Source organism: Pseudomonas sp. S2_E02 (assembly GCF_054668355.1).
On record NZ_CP162761.1, the window covers coordinates 715,922 to 739,106 of the forward strand.

Genomic DNA, 23,185 nt, shown 5'->3' on the forward strand with positions numbered 1-23,185 from the left:
CCATGAACAGCCGCTCGCCTGAGGGGGCGAAGCAACAGGGCATGGCGATTATCAGCGCGTTGTTGATTGCGGCCGTGGTGGCGGTGATTGCGGCGGGCATGTTGACGCGCCAGAGCGTGTCGACCCGGGCGCTGGAGGCGGATCAGCAGCGTGTGCAGGGGCGGTGGGTGGTGCAGGGCGGGTTGGAGATCAGCCGTCAGTTGCTCTGGGATGCGCGTCAGCGCGATCCGTTGACCCGGCTCGATCAGCCGTGGGCGCAGCGTCTCTCCGCGCAAGGTTTTGAAGGGCGGCTGGAGGATGAGCAGGGCAAGTTCAACTTGCGCAATCTGGTCGCCAATGAGCGTGTCGATGAGGCGCAGGTCGCGGCGTTTCAGCGCTTGTGCGAGTTGATCGGGGTCAGTGCCGGGTTGAGTCAGCGCATCAGTCAGCGGGTGATTGCCTCTTATCCGCGACTGCTGAATGCGCAGATTGCCGAGGCGCCGAAAAGTGGTTTCGACAGTGGCCGCGCGACCTCGCCGAACGCTTCACACAAACCGCAGAATCCGACGTTGCCGATGCTGCGCAGCATCGACGATTTGCGCAGTGTCGACGGCGTTAATGAGGCGCTGATCGGCAAACTGGCGCCGTACCTGACGGTGATCCCCGCGACGACCTGGCTCAATGGCAACACTGCCACCGCGCCGGTTTTAGCCGCTTACGTGCCGGGGCTGTCGCTGGAGCGTGCCAATGCGTTGATTGCCGAGCGCGATGCCGGGCGCTGGTTTATCAACCGTGGCGATTTCGTCAACCGCTTGCGCATGCCGCAACTGGAGCTGACCAGCGTCAGGGTCGGCATCACCAGTGACTGGTTTCGCCTGCGCGGTGAGGCGCGGCGTGATCAGCGTCGGGTCAGTCTTGAGGCGTTGCTGCATCGAAGCCAAGACCGCTTGCCGCAGGTGATCTGGTCGCGGGTGGGTGTATGAGCCAGTTGAAAGTGGCGTTGCCGCCCTTGGCGGAACTGGATCTGCACAGTCAATTGTACTGCGCCTGGTTGGATCGTCAGGGCGTGGTCACGCGGGAAGAACGCCTCAGTTTGAGCCAGTTGAGTCAGCAGTCGAAACTGCCGCCGCTGGTGTGTTTTCTGCACCCGGCTGACAGCCTGTTGGCGAGTCTCGATTTACCGCCGTTGCCGGCCAACAAGATTGTCGCGGCGGTGCAGTGTGCGGCGCAGGCCTTGATGCTCGGCGACAGCAGCGCGATGCACATCGCGCACAGCTCGCGGGACGAGGCCGGGCAGGTACAGATTGCTTGGGCGCCTCGGCAACAGTTGTTGGGTTTTGGTCAGTTGCTGAAAAGCGCTGGGCTGAACCTGCGCGGTCTCTACCCGGCGCCTTACAGTTTGCCGGTGTTGCCCGGCACCGTCGCTTGCGTGCAGGACGGGCATTTGTTGCTGCGCGATAGCGTGCAAGCGGCGCGGGTGCAGCCGTTGTTCGATGACGGTTTCGACGGTGTCGTGTGGGAATCGGGCGTCACTTTGCATTGGATCGGTGAGCAACCGCCGCCGGGTGCTGAACTGCCGATGGCGGATGCGCAGCGCTGGACCGGGCCGCTTCCGGGTTGGGGGCTGCATGGCGCGGTCCAGCAACAAAAAACCGAGCATCGCGGCTGGGGCAGGGCGATCGCCCTGTCAGCGTTGGCCGTGGCCATTTGGGTGATCGGTTTGAACCTGTATGCCGCCCGCGAAGCCGGGCAGGGCCAGCAACTGAAAACCCAGATGAACCTGCGGGTAAAGCAGGCGTTCCCCGAGTTGCCGGTGATCCTCAACCCGTTGCAACAGGCTCGCCAGCAATTGGCGGCGCGGCAGAAAGGCGCGGCGGATGATCCGGCGCAGACCTTCAATCGTCTGGTGTTGCAGGCCGGCAGCGGCATGCCGTCGATGGCCGGCAGTGTCGAGCGGTTGGCGTTTGTCGATGGCGTCTTGCAACTGAGTCTGCTGAGTGAAGCCCGTCGCGGCGGCAATGATCAGGAGTGGCAAAGCACCTTGGCCCAGGCCGGTATCAGCGTGACGGCAGACGACGAGGGCTGGACCTTGCGTCCGGCCACTGAAGCCACCTCAAGTGAAAGCGACGACAGCGGCGGAGCAGAAGAAGATGAATAAGGCCTCGCTCGCGCTCTATCGCGCCAAGTGGCAACGCTTTAACGCCCAGTTGCAGGCGCGTTGGCAGCCGTTGGCGCTGCGTGAAAAACGCATGGTTGCCGGCATGGCCGTTGCGCTGGTCGGCCTGCTGTTGTGGGTTGCGCTGATCCAGCCACCGCTGAAGAAAATTGCTTATTGGGAAGCCGAGACGCCAAAGCTGCGCGCCCAGACCGAAGCGTTGGAAGTATTGCTGCGCGAAGTTAGCGTGCGTCCCACCGGGCAAAGCGTGGCGCAGTCGCTGGAGCAGACTCTGCAAGCCAGCGGCCTGGCGGGGCATTACCAATTACAGGAAGCACAAGGCGCCTGGCAGTTGACCTTCGACGCGGCACCGGCTGACGCCGTACTCGACTGGCTGTTGAGCAACCCGGCACAACTTTCTCTGCAAGTGGTCGAGGCCCGTTTGCAACGCGCAGACAACCCCTCGACCGAAGTCACCGCCGGCACTTTGTCAGGCACCGTTCGCATGGATCAGGCGCTGGGCGCTAAGGAAGCTTCATGAAGGGGTCAGGATCCAAACCGGCACGTCTGGCGTTGCCGATGCTGCTGATGGCGTTGAGCGCGTGCAGCAACACCAGCACGCCGCAAAACCAGCCGCCATTGCTGGTCGACAGTGAGCTCGGTCGGCCGCTGGCCAACACCCAGCGCAGCGGCGACGCGGTGCTCGATCGCGAGCGCGCGCAGGCTCAGGCGCGACCCGTGCCGAAGCAATTACACAACATCACCAAGAGTGCGCGCAGCGGTGCGGCGGCGTCGGGCATTGCGTTGCCGAGCAATCCTTTGGGCGATCAACCGGTGACGCTGAATTTTGTCGACGCTGATATTCAAGCGGTGGTGCGCGCGTTGTCGCGGTCGACTGGTCAGCAGTTTTTGGTCGATCCTCGGGTGAAGGGCACGTTGACCCTGGTCTCGGAAGGTCAGGTGCCGGCGCGGCAGGCTTACGACATGCTGCTGGCGGCGTTGCGCATGCAGGGTTTTAGCGTGGTCGATGTTGGCGGTGTGGCGCAGGTGGTGCCGGAGGCGGATGCGAAGTTGCTTGGCGGGCCGATTTACAGCGCCGACAAACCGGCGGGCAACGGCATGCTCACGCGCACATTTCGTCTGCAATACGAGAACGCAGTCAACCTTATTCCAGTGCTGCGGCCGATCGTTTCGCCGAACAATCCGATCAACGCTTATCCGGGCAATAACACCATCGTCATCACCGATTACGCCGAGAACCTGACCCGCGTTGCGCAGTTGATCGCGAGCATTGATTCGCCGAGCGCGATCGACACCGATGTGGTGCAGATCCAGAACGGCATCGCTGCCGACATTGCGCCGATGGTCGCGGATTTGCTCGATGCGCCGGGCAATGATCCGACGCAGAAAATCGCGGTGATCGGTGACCCGCGTTCCAACACCATCATCATTCGCGCCGGCAGCCCGGAGCGCACGGAACTGGCGCGTAACCTGATCTACAAACTCGACAACGCGCAGAGCAATCCGAGCAATCTGCATGTGGTTTATCTGCGTAACGCGCAAGCGGCGAAACTGGCGCAGGCCTTGCGCGGTTTGCTCACCGGCGAGAGTGACAGCGGCAGCAGCGACAGTGCGCGTTCGGTGCTCAGCGCGATGGGCGGCAGCACCGGTGGCAGCGCTGGGCAGAATGGCCAGAGCGGCACGCAAACCAGCGGCAGCACGTCGACCACCAACAGCAGCGGCAGCACGGGCGGCAGTTACGCGCAGGGCAGCAGTGGCAGCACAACCGGCAGCGGCGGTACGCAGAACAGCGATCAGAACGTCGCCTTCAGTGCCGGTGGTGTGACCATTCAGGCCGACGCCACCACCAACACCTTGCTGATTTCCGCGCCGGAGCCGTTGTACCGCAACTTGCGCGAGGTGATCGATCTGCTCGACCAGCGCCGCGCACAAGTGGTGATCGAAAGTCTGATCGTCGAAGTCGGCGAGGACGATGCCAGTGAGTTCGGCGTGCAATGGCAGACCGGCAATCTTGGCGGCAATGGCGTGATCGGCGGCGCGAATCTGGGTGGCTCGGGGATCAACGTCAGCGGCAAAACCAGCATCGACGTACTGCCGCAGGGTTTGAACCTGGGTTACGTCAACGGCACTGTCGACATCCCCGGCATCGGCAAGATTCTCGACCTGAAGGTGCTGGCCCGGGCCTTGAAAAGTAAGGGTGGCACCAACGTGCTGTCGACGCCGAACCTGCTGACCCTCGACAACGAAGCGGCAAGCATTTTTGTGGGGCAGACCATTCCGTTTGTCAGCGGCAGTTACGTCACTGGCGGTGGCGGCACCAGCAATAACCCGTTCCAGACCGTGACCCGTGAAGAAGTGGGTTTGAAGCTCAATGTGCGCCCGCAGATTTCCGAGGGCGGCACGGTCAAGCTTGATATCTATCAGGAAGTCAGCAGCATTGATGAGCGGGCTTCGGCCAGTGCCAATTCGGCGGGGATCGTCACCAACAAACGCGCGATCGACACCAGCATCCTGCTCGATGATGGGCAGATCATGGTGCTCGGCGGGTTGCTGCAGGATGGCTACAGCCAGAGTAACGACGCGGTGCCATGGCTGGGCAGCCTGCCGGGCATCGGCGCACTGTTTCGCAACGAACGCCGGGCGATTACCAAGACCAACCTGATGGTCTTCCTGCGCCCGTACATCATCCGCGACAGCGAAGCGGGGCGCAGCATCACGCTGAACCGCTACGACTTTATGCGTCGCGCCCAGGGCGGTTTGCAGCCGGAGCGCAGTTGGGCGATGCCAGACATGCAGGCGCCGCAGTTGCCGACGGCGGCGCAGGGCGTTCCGGCGGTTATGCCCGCCTCAGGGCCTCGCGCGACGATCAAAGCGGTGCCTATCCAATGAGTGCGTTGCCTTACGCCTGGGCCAAGGCGCAGCGGATTCTGTTGTGCGATGGCGTGCTGACCGTTTGCCCGTCAACGCCGGGCTGGTCGATCAGCGAAGCGCGGCGCCAATTCGGCGCGACCACGATTCAGCGCGTGCGCGATGACGAACTCGATGGCTTGCTCGCCGCTGCCTATGCCGACACCGGCAGTGCCGCCGCTGTGGTCGGGGCTGCGGAAAACGAAGTCGACCTCGATCGCCTGATGCAGGACATGCCGGAAATCACCGACCTGCTCGACACCCAGGACGGCGCGCCGGTAATCCGCATGATCAACGCCTTGCTCACCCAAGCGGCGCGCGACGAGGCCAGCGACATTCACATCGAACCGTTCGAAACCCATTCAGTGGTGCGCTATCGCGTCGACGGCACGCTGCGTGACGTGGTCTCGCCGCGCAAGGCTTTACATGGCGCACTGGTGTCGCGGATCAAGATCATGGCCCAGCTCGACATCGCCGAAAAACGCCTGCCGCAGGATGGTCGCATTGCTTTGCGCGTGGCCGGGCGGCCGATCGATATTCGTGTTTCCACGGTGCCGACCGGGCATGGCGAAAGGGTGGTCATGCGTCTGCTCGACAAACAGGCCGGGCGTCTGCATCTGGAAAACCTTGGCATGGACGCGCAGGTGCTGGCCAAACTCGATCACCTGATCCGCCAGCCCCACGGCATTGTGCTGGTCACCGGGCCCACAGGCAGCGGCAAAACCACCAGCCTGTACGCTGCACTGGCGCGGCTCGATGCGAGTACCAGCAACATCCTTACCGTTGAAGATCCGGTGGAATACGACTTGCCGGGCATCAGCCAGATTCAGGTCAACACCAAGATCGACATGACCTTTGCCCTGGCACTGCGGGCGATCCTGCGCCAGGACCCGGACATCATCATGATCGGCGAGATTCGCGATCTCGAAACCGCACAAATCGCCGTGCAGGCTTCGTTGACCGGGCACTTGGTGCTGGCAACCTTGCACACCAACGACGCGGTGTCAGCGGTCAACCGCTTGATCGACATGGGCGTCGAACCGTTTCTGCTGGCGTCTTCAATGCTCGGGGTTTTGGCGCAGCGACTGGTGAGGCGGCTGTGTAATCAATGCAAGGAAGAAGACCCCACCGCGCCCGGCACTTGGCGCCCGGTCGGTTGCCCGGCGTGCAATCAAACCGGCTACAGCGGCCGCACCGGCATCCACGAATTGTTCTGCATCGACGACGACATCCGAACGCTGATTCACCAAGGGGCAGGCGAGCAGGCCTTGCGCGCTTCGGCCGCGAAAGCCGGGATGTTCAGCCTGCGCGAGGACGGTGAGCGCTGGATCCGCAGCGGCGCCACCGCGCCTGAAGAAATCCTCCGTGTGACACGGGACGCCTGATGAATCGCTATCGTTTTGAAGCCGCCGACGCGACCGGCAAGATTGAATCCGGACACCTTGAGGCCGACAGCCAAGGCGCGGCGTTCAGCGTTTTACGCGGGCGCGGTTTGACCGCGTTGTCGGTGCACAAGGAAAGCAACGTTGCTCAGCACGGCGGTGGTGGATTGTTCAGCGCCAAACTCTCGGACAACGATCTGGCCTGGGCCACGCGGCAACTGGCGAGTCTGTTGGGCGCGAGTCTGCCATTGGAGGCAGCGCTGAGTGCCACGGTCGAGCAGGCCGAGAAAAAGCACATTGCCCACACCCTAAGTGCCGTGCGCGCCGATGTGCGCAGCGGCATGCGACTGGCGGAATCACTGGCGGCGCGGCCACGGGATTTCCCCGAGATCTATCGCGCGTTGATTGCCGCAGGGGAAGAGTCCGGTGATCTGGCGCAGGTCATGGAGCGGCTGGCCGACTACATCGAAGAACGCAACAACCTGCGCGGCAAGATTCTCACCGCGTTTATCTATCCCGGTGTGGTCGGGCTGGTGTCGATCGGCATCGTGATTTTCCTGCTCAGTTATGTGGTGCCGCAGGTGGTCAGTGCGTTTTCCCAGGCGCGGCAGGATTTGCCGGGGTTGACCTTGGCGATGCTCAACGCCAGTGATTTCATCCGCAGTTGGGGCTGGCTGTGCGCAGGGATCATGGCGGGCGCGTTTTGGAGCTGGCGCCTGTATCTACGCAATCCGGCGGCACGTTTGAGTTGGCATCACCGGGTGTTGAAACTGCCGTTATTCGGGCGTTTCATCTTGGGGCTGAACACCGCGCGTTTTGCCTCGACGCTGGCGATTCTCGGCGGCGCCGGGGTTCCGCTCTTGCGTGCGCTGGAGGCGGCGCGGCAGACCTTGTCCAACGACCGCTTGAGTTTGAGTGTCACTGAGGCCACGGCGAAGGTGCGCGAAGGGGTCAACCTTGCCGCTGCATTACGGGTGGAGAACGTATTCCCGCCAGTGCTGATTCATCTGATCGCCAGCGGTGAGAAAACCGGATCGCTGCCACCAATGCTTGAGCGCGCTGCGCAGACGTTGTCCCGTGATATCGAACGCCGGGCAATGGGCATGACCGCGCTGCTGGAGCCGCTGATGATCGTAGTGATGGGCGGGGTGGTGCTGGTGATTGTGATGGCGGTGTTGTTGCCGATCATTGAGATCAACCAATTGGTCCAGTAGCCGCTTTTGATGGTGTCTGACCGGCCCCCTTCGCGAGCAGGCTCGCTCCCACAGGGGGAACGCATTTCAAATGTGGGAGCGAGCCTGCTCGCGAAGGGGCCAGTCAGGGCAACAAAAAATCCAATCTTTTTTCCAGGACTTCAGCATCACCCGACCCTCAAAAGACCCATCCTCGGGTTCTCCTTTCTGTCATCTGCAACCACCCGCCAACGCCTCCAGCCCGATTCAGCCAAACCCGCGATCCAGACACTGCGCAGTAGCCGACAAACACCCGAGAAAATCCCTTCGGAAACAGCTCTCAGCTCCCGAGGTTTTTTCCTTTATCTGTCACCGGAAACTGCGAATTTCTCAGTGCGACTTAACCAAGGCCAACGCTAGCGAGGGCCCCGGTGAGTCCTCCCAGTGTCATGCAAGTCACCCGAAAACCTGTGTTCCCAAACCTAGTTGAAAAGGAGATTCTTCATGTTCAAGCGCACTCTGATCGCAGCTTCCCTGACCGTCGCCGCCCTGGCCTCCGCTCAAGCCATGGCCGTTACCGGTGGTGGTGCAACTCTGCCAGCCGCTCTGTACAAAGGTTCTGCCGACAGCATCCTGCCAGCCAACTTCAGCTACGCCGGCATCGGTAGCGGTGGTGGCAAGACTGCTTTCCTGACCAACAACCCAGCCGGCTTCGGCGCCACCGGTACCGTGCACTTCGCCGGTAGCGACTCGGTACTCAGCGCTTCGGAGATCAGCACTTACAACACCGCGTTCGGTGCTTCGTTCGGTCCGCTGATCCAACTGCCTTCGGTTGCCACTTCGGTTGCCATCCCTTACAAAAAATCCGGCCAGACCGCTCTGAACCTGACCAGCGCTCAACTGTGCGACGCGTTCTCGGGCACCGTGACCACTTGGGGCGGCCTGCTGGGCACGACTGACGCTACGCCGATCCGCATCGTTTACCGCAACGGTTCCAGCGGTACTTCGGAAATCCTCACACGTCACCTGAACGCCGTCTGCCCAACCAAGTTCACCACCAACTCGACGTTCGTCAACGCGCGTCCAGTCGGTTCGACCCTGCCGTCGAACTGGGTCGGTGTTGCCAGCACCGCTGACGTTGCGCCAACCGTCGCCGCTGTTGACGGTTCGCTCGGTTATGTCGGCCCGGACGGCGTAGACGCTACCAGCAACGCCGTGGTTGCTCGCGTCAACAACGTACAGCCAACCTCCGCCAACGTCGCATTGGCCCTTGCCTCGGTGACTCCACCATCGACCGCCGTACTGGCCGCTGACCCAAGCCGCTGGTCGCCAGTGGTGGCTAACCCGGCCATCGGATACAAACTGGCTGCCTATACCAACCTCATCGTCGGTCAGTGCTACAAGGACGCAGCCGTGGCCAACGACGTCAAGGCGTTCCTGACCACTCACTACAACACCACCAACAACGACCTGGCGATCAAAAACCACGGTTTCGTCACCGTGCCATCGGCCTGGAAAACCAAGGTGTATGAGACCTTCGTTTCCAACGCTACCGGTTACAACCTGAACATCAACAACACCAACGTCTGCAACACCATCGGTCGTCCTCAGTAAGGCGCTCGATTCACACCGCAACACGAATGGCAGCCCCTCGGGGTTGCCATTTTTTTTTGGCTCCCGTGAGCGGAGCATTCAATAAGGAGATTGGACATGTTCAAACGAATTGGAAGGGTTGCGCTGCTGTCTGCGACGGTACTGATTTCGGGGCAGGCATTGGCGGTGACCGGTGGCGGGGCGACGTTGCCAGCCGCGCTGTACAAGGGCTCGGCCAACAGCATTTTGCCCGCCAGTTTCAGCTACGCCGCTGTTGGCAGCGGGGCAGGCAAAGCGGCGTTTTTAAGCAACAATGCTGCGCCGTTCGGCACTACAGGCACTGTGCATTTCACTGGCAGCGATTCGATCCTGACGGCAAGCGAAATCAGCCAATACCAGAGCGCTTTTAACGCCAGTTATGGCCCGCTGATTCAACTGCCATCCGTTGGCACTGCAATCGCCGTGTCCTATAAGAAAAGCGGTATCAGCAATCTCAATCTGACGAGCAGCCAGTTGTGCAGGGCGCTGTCGGGTGACGCGCCAACGTGGGGGCTGCTACTGGGGACTGCCGACACCACACCGATTCGCGTGGTCTACCGGAACAACGCCAGCGGCACCTCGGAAATCCTCACTCGCCACCTCAACTCTGTTTGCCCGGTTAAGTTCTCGACCAATTCCCTGTTCACTGCGGCGCGCCAGCCGTCAGGTTCGACAGTGCCGAGCAACTGGGTCGGCGTGTCGAGCGACAGTGATGTCCTGCCTACGATCAATCAGGTCGACGGCTCAATCGGTTACTCCGGCCCGGACGGTGTACTGGTGAGCGATAACACTGTCGTTGCGCGTCTTAATGGTGTGTTGCCAACCCTGATCAACGTCGCGCTCGGACTGTCGTCGGTTGCGCCACCGGCGTCAGCGTCTCAGGCAGCCAATCCCGCCAATTGGTCGCCCGTGGTGGCGAACCCTGTCAACGGCTACAAAATGGTCGCCTACAGCAATTTGATCATCGGGCAGTGCTACAGGGATGCCAACGTGGCCAACGAGATTCGTGCCTTCCTGACCACCCACTACAGCAATCCTGGCAACAATGCCGCGGTGGTGGCGCACAAGTTACTGGTGATGCCACTGAGCTGGAAAAACGCCGTCACTGCCAACTTCATCACCAACACCACCGGCAACAACCTCGACATCAACAACCCGGCCGTGTGCAACGGCATCGGTCGTCCTCTTTAAAAGTGACTGCCGCCAAACCGATGGCAGCCCCATATAGGGCTGCCATTTTTTTGAAGGCGCAGAACGGCCCGGCGCGAATACTCCCCCAACATGAAGTTTGTGTGACATCCGTTCGGTCTCGACCGCCGCCAACTGCCTATGACGTAACAGCAGGTTTTTGCACGCCTGCGGCATGTGTGGCAACCAAAGTGTGGCAACCAAAAAGGATCTCGTAGTGATGCTCGCTCGCCCATCCCGTCGTACCAACGTCCAGTCGTTCAAACGTGAAGCCGTGGAGCCGGCGCTGTGGCTGCTCAAACCACTGGCGCAGGCGGTGGCGTTGTGTCTGGTGGCGGGCAATGCGCACGCGGCAACGGCGTTCAGCTCCAACTGGTTCGCCGCCAAAGGTGCGGCGCAGCAAGCCGCTGCCGCACGGCCGAGCACTGGCAGTTTGCCGGGGATGACGCCACCCCTGGCGCAGCAGCAAAAAGCCAATCAGCAATTGCAGCGCTCGATCCAGACCTTGAACAACACGGTCGCCGCGATTGCCGCGCAGCAGGCGGCTCAGGCGGCCGGTCGTGCCGCTGCGCTGGGTTCGGTGCAGTTTGTCCCGGACGGTCTGGGCGAGGGCGGTCTGAAGGTCGATAACAGCCTCACCCAAGGTTGGCAGAACGCCAAAGGCCCGCAGCAAACCAAGGCTGACGGCAAGACCACGGTGACGATCGAGCAGACCGCCGACAAGGCCATCCTCAACTGGGAAACCTTCAACGTCGGGCGCAACACCAGCGTTGAGTTCGCCCAGCAGGCGAACTGGGCGGTGCTCAACCGGGTCAACGACCCGAACGCACGGGCCAGTCAGATTCAGGGCCAGATCAAGGGCGACGGCACGGTGATGCTGATCAACCGCAACGGCATCGTCTTCAGTGGCAGCAGTCAGGTCAATGTACGCAACCTGGTGGCCGCGGCCGCCAACATCACCGATATCCAGTTCCGCGACCGTGGCCTGTATTTCGACAGCAGCGCCACTCAGCCGACCTTCACCGATGCCGCCGGCAAGGTGTTGGTGGAGCGCGGCGCGAGCATCACGACGCACAAACCGGCGACGTCGACCGATGCCGGTGGTTATGCCTTGCTGCTCGGCAGCGAAGTGCAGAACGATGGCAATATCAGCACCGCCAAGGGCCAGACCGTGCTCGGCGCCGGTGACCGCTTCTACATCCGCAAAGGCGCGGGCACCGAGGGCAATGCGCTGTCGACCACGTTCGGCAACGAAGTCACGCCGGGCTTCAAGGCCGGCAACGTCAGCGGCAAGGTCAGCAACAACGGCTTGATCCAGTCATCTACCGGCGACATCACGTTGACCGGCCATGAAGTCGTGCAGAACGGCGTATTGCTCGCCAGCACCTCAGTGGCGTCTCGCGGCACGATTCACTTGTCCAATCCCGCGAGCGACAGCGGCGGCAGTGTCACCCTGGCGCAAGGCAGTGCCACGGCGATCATGCTCGACAGCAGCGATCTGACGGCGCTCGACAGTCAGCATCAGGCCGCCCTCAGCGCGGTCACTGCGAACAACCGCATTCGTGGCGATCAGTCGCGCATCGAGATGCAGAGCGGCGGCAGCGTCGAGTTCCAGAATGGCTCCATCACTCTCGCCACCGGCGGGCAAGTGGCGGTGACGGCGCAGCGTCGCAGCCTGGTGCGCGACGGGGCAATGATCGATGTTTCCGGTGCCCTCGGCGTCAAAGTGGCGATGGAAAACAACAACATCAAGATCAACGTGCAAGGCAACGAGCAGCGCGACGCCTCGGTCAACCGCGACAAAGGCGCGCTCAACAGCAACGACATCTGGGTCGATGTGCGAGAGCTGGTCTACGTGCCGGCCGGCACCAACGGCTATGCCACCGATCGCTGGTACACGGCCGGCGGCTTGCTGGAAGTCGGCGGTTATCTCGGCACTCAGGCGCACAGTGTGGGTGAGTGGATGGCGCAGGGTGGTACGGTGAGTTTTGCCGGCAACGACGTAGTCACCGAAAAGGGTTCGTTGATCAATCTGTCCGGCGGCACTCTCGATGTGCAGAGCGGCGAGATCCGCCAGAGCTGGTTGCGCGGTGCGGACGGCAAGTTGTATGAAGTGTCCCGTGCGCCGGGCGATCTGCTCTACACCGGGCTGTACAAAGGTTACGAGGACAGCAGCGAGCGCTGGGGCCAGACCAGCTACTTCTACAACCCGCTGATTGCCCCGCGTTCGCGTTTCGAGTCGGGTTACACCGTGGGGCGTGATGCCGGGCAACTGGTGATTGCCACGGCCAACGCCGTACTCGACGGGCAGATGCTCGGCGAGGTGTATCAGGGCGAGCGGCAGAACCAGGCGCCGAAACCAGTGCTTGATGGTTATGAACAGAGTCAGACCGCGCTGGCCCGTCGCGCGCAGTTGATTGTCGGCAGTTATGACCCGGCGTATGTGGCGGCTTCGGGTGGCGTTTTGTATGCGCTCAATCCGCTGCTGGACCAGGTGCAGATCGGCGGCGAACGACCGGTGGCCAACAATGATCAAGATCTGGCCGGCGCCGTGTCGCAGGCGCGCAAGGGCACGTTGTATCTCGATAACCAGCAGCTCAACGGTTTCCGTCTCGGCGCGCTTAAAGTGGCGGCCAGGGATCAGGTTGTCGTTGACGGCGCGCTCATCGTCGATGCCGGTGGCGATATCACCTTGTATGCCCCGGATGTGCAGGTCGGCGCCGACCTGACGGCGCGTGGCGGCAGTCTGCGACTGGGCAACGTTCTCAATCAGTTCACCGGCTCCGAGAGCAGCGACACTCGGCTCACGGCGAAAGCCGACAAGGCGACGCAAGTCCTCGTGGCTGCCGGCGTGCAACTGGATACCCGTGGAGTGTGGAGCAATCTGCGCACCGACCCGGATGATGGCGCGAGTCTGGCCTCCCTCAACGGTGGTTTGATCTCGATCCGTAGCAGTGGCGATATCGATATTGGTGCTGGCAGTCTGCTCGACGTTTCTTCCGGCGGCGCGGTACTCGCCAACGGCAAGACCCGGGGCGGCAAGGGTGGCGATCTGACGCTGGAGTCCAGCGCGATTTCCGCGCCGGGCCAATCGCATTTGCGCCTCGATGGCGATCTGCGTGGCTACGGCGTGACCGGTGGCGGCACCCTTACGGTACAGGCCAACAAGATCCTCATTGGCCAGACCGACAAGCTGCTGGCCGACACCACGCTGCAGCTGTCCGCCGATCTGTTCAAAAAAGGCTTCTCCGCATACAACCTGATTGGCCTTAATGGTCTGGACGTGGCCGAAGGCACCGCCGTCGAGGTGACGATGCCGGTTTACCGTTTTGCCGACGCTGCGCCAGGCATGGCCAGCGGTGTCGATCCGCAAGCGGCGCTGGAGCTGTGGACGCCAACGCTGTTTCAGGAAAATCCGACCCAAGGCGTGCTGACGCAACGCGCCGGTGCCAGCCTGACGTTGCAAGGCGGCGCCAGCCTGATCAACCTGATCGACGCGGCCAACAGCACGCTGACCCTGGGCCGCGATTCGCGTATCAGCGTCGATCCGGGTCAGAGCATCAAGCTGCGCGGCGCCGGACAGATCACCGTTGACGGTGCACTCAACGCCTGGGGCGGCACGATCGATATTCGCCAGCAACAGTTCGGCTCGATCAAACCGGCCACCTCCAATCAGTTGGCCGACCCGAACGCGCATGACCGTTCGATCTGGGTCGGCGAGCATGCGGTGCTGGACGTGGCCGGGCGAGCCAACACGGCAGTCGATGCCTTGGGTCGCACCTATGGGCAGGTCGGCAAAGGCGGCAGCATCATTCTCGGCGGTGAGATCGACGCGAAACTCGCCACGGCCACCGCCGCCGATGCTTACGTGATTGTGCGGCAAGGTGCGCGGCTGGATGCCTCCGGTGCCGAGGCACTGCTGGATATCGCTGGCCAGGGACCGACGCGCGTGGCGACTGACGGCGGGCGCATTGGCATCGGCTCTTACAAGGGTCTGTTTATCGAGGGTGACCTGCGTGCAGCAGCGGGCGGTGTCGGCGCGGCGGGCGGTCGTCTGGAGGTGGCGCTGGAGACGCCGTTGTACCTCGAATCGGCGGACAACAACGTTCGCGCACCTCGAGAGTTGATCATTGATCAGCGCGCGACGGAGCAGATACTTGCAGCCGGTTTGCGTCCGGGCGAGAGCGATACCGGTCTGCGTTATGGTCAGGCGCGGCTGCATGCCGACAGCCTGATGTCCGGCGGTTTCGACATCCTGAGCTTGTTGAGCAACGGCTTGTTGTCGTTCGACGGTGACGTCAATCTGCACATGAATCAAAGTCTGAGCCTGTATGCCGGTGCGCTGTCCCTTGCCGAGTCTTCCAAAGGCACCGCACGGGTCGATTTGCAGGCGCCGTACCTGCGCTTGTCCGGTGTCGGCAGCTATTACAGTGTGGTCGGCACCGTGCGCCCACGCCCGACCAACAACCCGACCGGTAAACTGTCGGACGCTCGCTTCAGCGCGACGGCGAACCTGCTGGATGTGGGCAACAGCCTGTCGTTCGGCACGCAAGGTTCGATCCTGCAACTCAAGGCGCCGGCCGCCGAATACAGTCGCCGCGCATTTGCTGACGTCAGCCTCGATAGCCGTGGTGATCTGCGCTTCCTGGCGCCAACCGATGGCGATCAGAAAAGCCGGCTGTGGACGCCGGGCGATTTGAACTTGAGTGCGGCGCAGATTTACCCCGCTACTGATGTGCAGGCTGAAGTGCGTGTCGGGTATCAGGGCGCGCAGGCGGTGGCCGAGCATACCCTGCGGATCGGCGGTCACGGCCCGGCGCCGGTGGCCGCGCCGTACTCAGCGTTTGGCCAGTTGACGTTCTCGGCCGCGCACATTGAACAGGGGGGCGTGTTGCGTGCGCCGCTGGGCAAGATTGTCCTCGGCGATGACCTGCTGACCACCACCCGCGAAGTGCGGTTGCTGCCGGGCAGTCTGACGTCGGTCAGCGGCGCCGGGCTGGTCATGCCGTACGGTGGCACCACGGACGGTATCGACTACCGCTTTGGCGGCAAATCGGTGGTGTTGAATGGCATCACCGGTGAAACATCGGGTGTGTCGATGAGCACCCAGTTCATTGATGTGCAGAGCGGTGCGGTCATCGATCTGTCCGGCGGTGGCGATTTGCGCGGCGCCGGTTTTGTTTCCGGGCGCGGTGGTTCCACGGATGCGCGGTTCAACCCGCTAGTGCGCAATGCCACCGACGGCACCTTCAGCCTGCCGGGGCTGGCCAGCAATCCCGTGTATGCCATCGTGCCGGGTAATCAAAGCGCCTACGCGCCAGTGCTGGCCGAGGCGGGCGCGGTGGATCCGCGCATTGGCCAGCAGATCACCCTCGGCGCCGGGGTTCCGGGGCTGGCAGCGGGTACTTATACGTTGTTGCCGTCGACGTTCGCGTTGCTGCCGGGCGCCTTCCGGGTCGAGGTCAATGGTCAGGCGACAGCGGGCACAACCACGGGCGCGCTGCCACTGCGTAACGGTTCATGGACCGGCAGCGGACAGTTGTCGATTGCCAACACCGGCCAGCGGGACAGTCTGGCCAAACAGGTCATTCTGACCTCGGCCGATGTACTGCGCCGTTACTCGCAATACAACGAAACCAGTCTCAGCCAATTCATCCAGAGCGATGCGGTGCGGCGCGGGGTGCCTCGAGCGTTGGCACCGCAGGACGGCAAGACGCTGGATCTGCGCCTGGTTGACGGTGGCGAGCAGGATGTCGCGTTGTTGTTCAAGGGCCAGGCGCGGTTCGACGCTGCGGCGGGCGGGCTGGTCGGAACGGCCGTGGTGCGCAGCGGCAACGCGCGCAGCAGTTTTGAAATTCTCGGCACCGGGCAGGCGCCCACCGAGGGCTTCAGCGGCATTTCGCTGTATGCCGACACGCTCAATAACCTCAACGCCGGGCGTTTGACCATCGGTGCGATGCCGACCGTCAGCTACAGCACGGCGGGCAATATCATTGGCTTCACCGGCGACACCGCCAGCATCGTCCTGCGTGACGGTGCGCAGTTGGCGGCACCGGAAGTGTTGTTGCGTACCAACTCGATCAATGGCGGCATCACCGTTGAAGCGGGCGCTGGGATCAACGCTCTGGGGCGCGGCAACGTGGCGTATGACTCGACGGTCGGGTACATCTATCAACCGGGCGCGTCCAGCGTGGTGGTGGTGTCGAACGGCTGGACCAATGTCCTGGCGCCGGAGGCGGGCGGCGGTTTCACCGGCGCCGGCAGCATTCGCATCGGCACCTGCGCCGTGGCGGTTTGCAGCAGTCCGGCGCTGTTGTATTCCAATGGCAGCATCACCGCCGCGACGGACAACCAGTTCGAACTCGGTGAAGCCGTGCGTTTCGGCACGCGTCATCTGGCTCTGGCAGTCGGCGCGGTCAACGCCGGTAGTGCCGAGGCCTTGGCCGCCGCAGGCAACCGTGTGCCGGCCGGTCTGACCTTGAACCAGAATGTGCTGGATCGTTTGCTGCGCGGTGATACGCAATTCGGCGCGCCGGCCCTGGAGACGCTGAGCCTGACCACGCGCGATGCCTTCAATCTGTACGGCAGCGTGACCCTCGATACGTTCGATGCGCAGACCGGTCAGAGCAAATTGCAGAACCTGGTGCTCGCCACCCCGGCGATTTACGGCGCGGGCGATGCCGACGATGTGGCGACGATCCGCACCGCCCAACTGATCTGGAACGGCGCCACTCAGGATCCGGGCAGTGTGATCAATGGCGGCGCCGGTACTGGTAGCGGCACGCTGGATATTCAGGCACAACGCATCGAATTGGGTTACGGCCCGATGCCACAACCCAACGGCCTCGATCAGAACAACCGGTTGGCGCTGGGTTTTGCCAACGTCAATCTGAGCGCCAGCGAGCGCATCACCGCCAATCACAAGGGCAGCCTGGCGGTGTATCAACAGCAGGGCGCCTTCGATCCGGTCAAAGGCTATGCCTACAGCGGCGGTAATCTCACGCTGCGCACACCGTTGCTCACCGGTGAAGCGGCGTCGGTCAACCTGCTCAAGGCTGGTAACAGGCTCACGCTCAGCGGTGCCGGTGCTGCTGGCGTGGCCGATGCCCTCGGCGCAGAACTCAATCTGCAAGCCCGCGACATTGTGCTCGACAGCCGCATCGCGTTGGCCAGCGGCAAGCTCACGGCCAAGGCCGAGCACGACTTGACCCTAGCCGGCGGCGCGCAACTGGACATGGCCGGACGCACTTTGCCGTTCAACGACGTGAGCAAGTACAGCTGGGGAGGCGATGTGTCGCTGTTGAGCGCCGCAGGCGATATACGCCAGCTCGCTGGCTCGCGCATCGATCTGTCGGCGAAAAACAATCAGGCCGGCAACCTCAGCGCCGTTGCCTTGGCAGCGGATGCCGGCATCGTCGATCTGCAGGGCGAGATTCTCGGTGCCAGCAGCGGTTATTACGATGCCGGCGGCACGCTGGTGCCGTACAAGGCCGGTGGCGTGGACATTCGCGCGCAGCAACTGGGCGGTGAGGCGAGCGCCCAGTTCGCGGCACTCAACCAACGCTTGAACGCAGGCAAAGTGTTCGGCAGTCGCAGTCTGCAACTCAAGCAAGGTGATCTGTTGATCGGTGACGGGCTCAAGGCCGGCGAGGTCAATGTCTCGGTGGACAATGGCAGCCTGACGGTCAATGGCTTGATCGATGCCAGTGGCGAACGGGTCGGCAGCATTCGTCTGGCGGCGCAGAACGGCCTGACCCTGGCCGGCGACAGTGTGCTCGATGCCCACGGTCGCGTACTGCGGGTCGACAGTTACGGCAAGATCATCGACGCGCCAAACCGGGCCATGGTCGAGCTGAATTCCGGGGCCGGGGTGTTGACCCTGGCGTCCGGTACGCGCATCGACTTGCGCCATGGCACCGATGCAGTGCCGGGCTTTCTCGCCGGGCAGAATGATCAGATGTTGCGCGGCACCCTGGAGCTCAACGCGCCGCGTCTGGGCGCCGGCGACATCGCCATCGATGCCAGCGGCACGGTCAATATTCAGGGCGCGCGTTCCATCGGCCTCAATGGCACGCGCCGTTACACCGATGCGCGTGATGGTGTCGATCCGGCGGTCAGTGGCCGGCCGTATCAGGTGATCGATCAGGCGCTGTTGACCCGCATCGACGGCGACAACACCACGTTCATCGACGCCGCGCTGACAAACGCCGATCTGTTGCAACGCAAGCTGGCGGGTCTGAACAACGCGACCTACGCCGATGCCTTCCACCTGCGCCCCGGCGTGGAGATCGCCAGCAAGACAGCGGACGGCGACCTGGTGGTGGAGGGTGATATCGATCTGTCGCGCTACCGCTACGCCAGCCTCAATCGGCACACGGGCAAAGTCGATGGCGTCTACGGTTCCGGTGAATCCGCCAGCCTGGTGATCCGTGCCGGCGGCAATCTTGATATTTACGGCAGCATCAACGACGGTTTCGCGCCTCCACCGGAGACCGTCGACGACGCTGGCTGGAAACTGTTGCCAGGCGTGCAGCCATTCGGCGGCGATCTGGTTGTACCGGGGAGCGGGGTGACGCTGGCGCCGGGCACGCAATTCCCGTCGGGCGTGACCCTCAATTACGATTTGCCGATTCAGGACACGACGTTGGTCAGCGGTACGCTGTTGCCGGTTCAGGTGGAGCTGGCCGCGCCGTACACCTTCAGTGCCGGCACCGTGCTCGCGGGGGCGGTGCATGACGCCTCGGGCAATCTTTTGTATGCCGCCGGAACACTGCTCGACAGTGACCTGACCGTGCCGGCCAGCAGCCGACTGGGTGCCGGGATTCGCTTGAATCGCAACACCGCGTTGAAGGCGATGAACTGGCCCAAAGGTGTGCCGTTGCCGGGCGCCTTCGATGCCGACACCGGCAGCAGCAAGAATTTGATGTTGAGCAGTTCTCTGGCGCTGTTGCGCGGTTCGTTGATTCCGTCGATGACCAATGTGGTGCTCGCTGACGGCGCCGCGTTTGTCGAGTTGCGTGGATTCAATGGCACACAGCAGGGCGCCAACTGGGCACTGGCGAGCATGTTGCCGTCGGGCAGTTCGTCGTGGTCGATCCGCGCGGTGGCGGGGGCGGATCTTTCCGCCGCCGATAGTCGTGCGGTGAAACCGCTCACCACCGAGGGCAATTTGCGTCTGGCGGACACTCATTACGGTGCGAAGATCACCGAAGGCAATCCACGCGCGGTGTGGTCGGAAACCAACCAGTACGGTTTCCCCGCCTTCGAACCAGTGCCCGAGGAATACCTGATTCTCTGCGAAACCGATCCCGGTGCCTGCGCCCCGATGGCGCGCTGGACCTGGGCCCCCGGCAACCAGTTCGGCTTTCAGGATTACGCGCCGATTCCCGAGGAATACCTGACGCTGTGCGACAGTTACCCCGAGGTGTGCGTCGAGAGCAATCCGGCGAAAAGCGCCAGCATCCACAGCCAGATGTTCAGTGTCCTGCGTACCGGTACCGGCGATCTTGATTTGCTCGCTGCCGGCAATTTGAGCATGGCTTCGCCGTTTGGTGTGTACACCGCTGGCACCCAGTCGGCCGATGTCGATCCGCGCTTCAAGCAGATGCGCGGACGCTTGTCGGACAAGGATTCGGTATTGGGCAGTGCCGGTGGCGACGTGGAAAAATGGGCCAACGGTGGCACCGACAGTCTCTATCAAGCCTGGTATCCGCAGCTCGGCGGCAACCTGACGATCAATGCCGGTGGCTCTGTCTCCGGTGACACTCTTGGGCGAAAAACCGCCAATACCGGCGGTTACCGTGAACAGGTGCCTGGCGTGGCGGTGGGCAACTGGTTATGGCGTCAGGGCACCGGCAGTGATGACGTGCCGACCGCCTGGTGGATCAATTTCGGCAGCTATGCGACGCAGCCGCTGCCCGACGCCGACATGGACGCGGCGCCGTACCTGGTGGGCTTCACCGGTTTTGGCACTTTGGGCGGTGGCAACATCAGCCTGCGCGCCGGAGAAGATGCCGGCATGCTCAGGCCGATGGGGGATGCGCGGACCAACCCACGCAGCCAGGGCCTGATCGTGGCGGTGGGTAGCACCGGTCGTGTCGGCAGCGACGGTAGCCTGCAATTGACCGGTGGCGGCGACATGGACATTCGCATCGGTGGTTCGCTCAATCCGTCCCTGCAAGCGCGCGCCGGCAACAATGGGATCACGCCACCCAAGCATGATCTGCAAGGCGCGCTGATCAACCTGCGCGGCGCGGCACAGGTGAGTGGCAGTGCGGTCGGCGGCATCAATCTGCAATATGGCGCCAACAGCGTGTTGCATGATGCTCGGGAAACCCGCGCGCTGGACCCGTTTACCGCGACCACCGGCAATGCCTCCGGCGGGCTGGTGCTGATCCCCGGCGATTCGGGCATGCGCATCAACACCCGTGGCGATCTGGTCCTGGGCGGCGCGGCGGACCCGGGCCGCGTGCGTTTGCAGAACGCCACGCCGCTGTTTGACGAGGCGGGGAACGTCAGCCAGGGCGGGATTTTGAGTGGCTTCTCGCTGTGGACCGAGCACACGGCCATCGATCTGTTCTCGGCGGGTGGCAACCTCACGCCGAGTACCCAGTTGGCCGAGACGGACACCAACGGGCCCATCAAAGGGCAGAACACTTCACCGACTGACAGTCGTTTTGTTTATCCGTCGATTCTGCGCGCCGTCGCCGGTCAAGGCTCGATCTACGCAGGTTCATCGGCGGCTTACAGCGTCGGCAATACCGCTCCCGCCACCGCTTACTCGCTGCTGTTGGCGCCTTCGGCTTCAGGTCAGCTGGAGCTGTTGGCCGGTGATTCGATTTATGCCGGCGGCTATGCGATCAACCAGTCCGGGGCCAGTCCACTGGCGATTGCCACGCCGTTTGCGCCGGCATTCAACGGCTATGCCAGCAACTCGGCGCAAACCCCGTTCATCTCCAACAGCGGCAGCGATGGTGTCGCCGCAGAACCGAATCTGCGCTTCCCATTGTTCGCCTTCGGCAGCAACTCGTACTCCGGCCTCAGCGATGTCATGGGGCCGGCGCGAATCTACGCGTTGACCGGCGATCTGGTCGGCATCCGCAGTGGCGAGTCACTGCGTGCAAGCGATTCGCAGCGAACCTGGTACGAAGCAGCCGGGCCGGTGTGGATGATGGCCGGTCGCGACATCGTCGCCTCTGGCACCAACCTGGGCCAACCGACGATTTCGCCGAAAGATGGCGTCGGCACCACCAAGGACACGATTTACTCCACCGGCAACCTGTTCGTGCATAACGACCCGAGGGATGTGTCGAGAGTGTCGGCCGGGCGCGACATCCTTTACAGCAGCTTCGACGTCGCCGGTCCCGGCACGCTGGAGATCAATGCCGGGCGCAATATTCTGATGGAGGACCGTGCCAGCATCACCAGCCTTGGCTCGTTGCTGGCCGGTGATCAGCGTCCGGGGGCCAGCGTGGTCTTGCAGGCCGGCGCGGGCGCGCAGGGGCCGGATTATTCGCGGTTTATCGCGCACTACCTGAACCCGCAGAACGTGGCGAGCGCGGACGCAGCCCTCAGCGCGCAACCGGGCAAAGTGGTCAAGAGTTACCAGGACGAATTGCAGAGCTGGCTGACCTTGGGCTACGGCTTCAGCGGCAACGCCGAACAGGCACAGGCGTTCTACGCCGCGCTGCCAAGTGGCGAGCAGGCGATCTTTGCCCGCCAGGTGTACTTCGCCGAACTGCGCGCCGGTGGCCTGGAATACAACGATGTCGATGGCCCGCGCAAAGGCAGTTACCTGCGTGGTCGCAACGCCATTGCTTCGCTGTTCCCGACCACCGATGTGGCCGGCAATCCGATCCGCTACGACGGCGACATCACGCTGTACGGCGGCGCCGGGGTCAAGACCCTGTTCGGCGGCGATATCCAGATGCTCACCCCGGGCGGCGGTCAGGTGTTCGGCATCGAAGGTGCGGCACCACCGTCGACGGCGGGGATCATCACCCAAGGTTCGGGCAACATTCAGCTCTATTCGCAGGGCAGTATTTTGCTCGGCCAGAGCCGGATCATGACCACCTTCGGCGGCTCAATCCTCGGCTGGTCGGCCGAGGGCGACATCAACGCCGGTCGCGGCTCGAAAACCACCGTGGTCTACACCCCGCCGAAACGGGTTTACGACACTTGGGGCAACGTCACCCTGTCGCCATCGGTGCCGAGCACCGGCGCCGGTATCGCCACGCTCAACCCGATCGCCGAAGTGAAGCCCGGCGACATCGACCTGATCGCGCCGCTGGGCACCATCGATGCCGGTGAGGCGGGGATCCGCGTGTCGGGTAACGTCAACATCGCCGCGCTGACGGTGGTCAACGCCGCGAATATCTCGGTACAGGGCAAGGCAACGGGTGTGCCGGTGGTCTCGGCGGTGAACACCGGGGCGATTACTTCGGCGAGTTCGGCGGCATCGTCGGCCACACAAGCGGCGGAAGATGTCGCGCGTCAGCAGCAAGCAGCGTCGCGGCAGAATCAGGCGTCGGTGTTTACCGTGCAGGTGCTGAGCTTCGGCAACGAACAACTGGCGCCGACCCGCGATGGCGCCAGCCGCGCACCGGCCCCGGGTTACAACCCGAACAGCCCGGTGCAAGTGTTGGGGGCAGGGGCGCTGGATGAACAGGCGAAGCAGCAGTTGACCGAGGAGGAGCGTGGGCAACTGACGTTGTAAAAGACTCTCGTGCAGTACGTTTGGGCGGCCGGTT

9 protein-coding genes are annotated in these 23,185 nt (G+C 62.9%); all 9 read left to right on the forward strand.

What is annotated here, in order from left to right:
* Positions 1-2 precede the first annotated feature (2 nt).
* Positions 3-962, forward strand: a complete 960-nt coding sequence (gene gspK, locus AB4O01_RS03220; protein ID WP_460090658.1) for a type II secretion system minor pseudopilin GspK — start codon at positions 3-5, stop codon at positions 960-962.
* A complete protein-coding gene (gene gspL / locus AB4O01_RS03225; RefSeq protein ID WP_460090659.1) occupies positions 959-2,137 on the forward strand; it encodes a type II secretion system protein GspL in 1,179 nt (392 codons plus the stop codon). Before gspK ends, gspL begins: the two co-directional genes overlap by 4 nt.
* Entirely contained in the window at positions 2,130-2,675 is a 546-nt protein-coding gene (gspM, locus tag AB4O01_RS03230; protein ID WP_099758875.1) for a type II secretion system protein GspM, read from the forward strand. Before gspL ends, gspM begins: the two co-directional genes overlap by 8 nt.
* Positions 2,672-5,044 (forward strand): type II secretion system secretin GspD, encoded by a 2,373-nt coding sequence (gene gspD / locus AB4O01_RS03235; protein ID WP_460090660.1) that lies wholly within the window; start codon positions 2,672-2,674, stop codon positions 5,042-5,044. The genes gspM and gspD overlap by 4 nt, the downstream gene beginning before the upstream one ends.
* Positions 5,041-6,447, forward strand: coding sequence for a type II secretion system ATPase GspE (gspE, locus tag AB4O01_RS03240; RefSeq protein ID WP_460090661.1), 1,407 nt, complete (start codon positions 5,041-5,043; stop codon positions 6,445-6,447). Before gspD ends, gspE begins: the two co-directional genes overlap by 4 nt.
* The gene (gene gspF, locus AB4O01_RS03245; protein ID WP_122605147.1) at positions 6,447-7,658 is read left to right on the forward strand and encodes a type II secretion system inner membrane protein GspF; all 1,212 of its coding nucleotides are present in this window, start codon (positions 6,447-6,449) and stop codon (positions 7,656-7,658) included. Before gspE ends, gspF begins: the two co-directional genes overlap by 1 nt.
* Positions 7,659-8,120: 462 nt before the next feature.
* Positions 8,121-9,230, forward strand: coding sequence for a substrate-binding domain-containing protein (locus AB4O01_RS03250; protein WP_460090663.1), 1,110 nt, complete (start codon positions 8,121-8,123; stop codon positions 9,228-9,230).
* Between the two features lie 96 nt (positions 9,231-9,326).
* Positions 9,327-10,439, forward strand: a complete 1,113-nt coding sequence (locus tag AB4O01_RS03255; protein ID WP_460090664.1) for a substrate-binding domain-containing protein — start codon at positions 9,327-9,329, stop codon at positions 10,437-10,439.
* A 217-nt stretch (positions 10,440-10,656) separates the two neighbouring features.
* Positions 10,657-23,151: a filamentous haemagglutinin family protein gene (locus AB4O01_RS03260; RefSeq protein WP_460090666.1), complete on the forward strand. Its 12,495-nt coding sequence runs from the start codon at positions 10,657-10,659 to the stop codon at positions 23,149-23,151.
* The last annotated feature ends 34 nt before the right edge of the window (positions 23,152-23,185 follow it).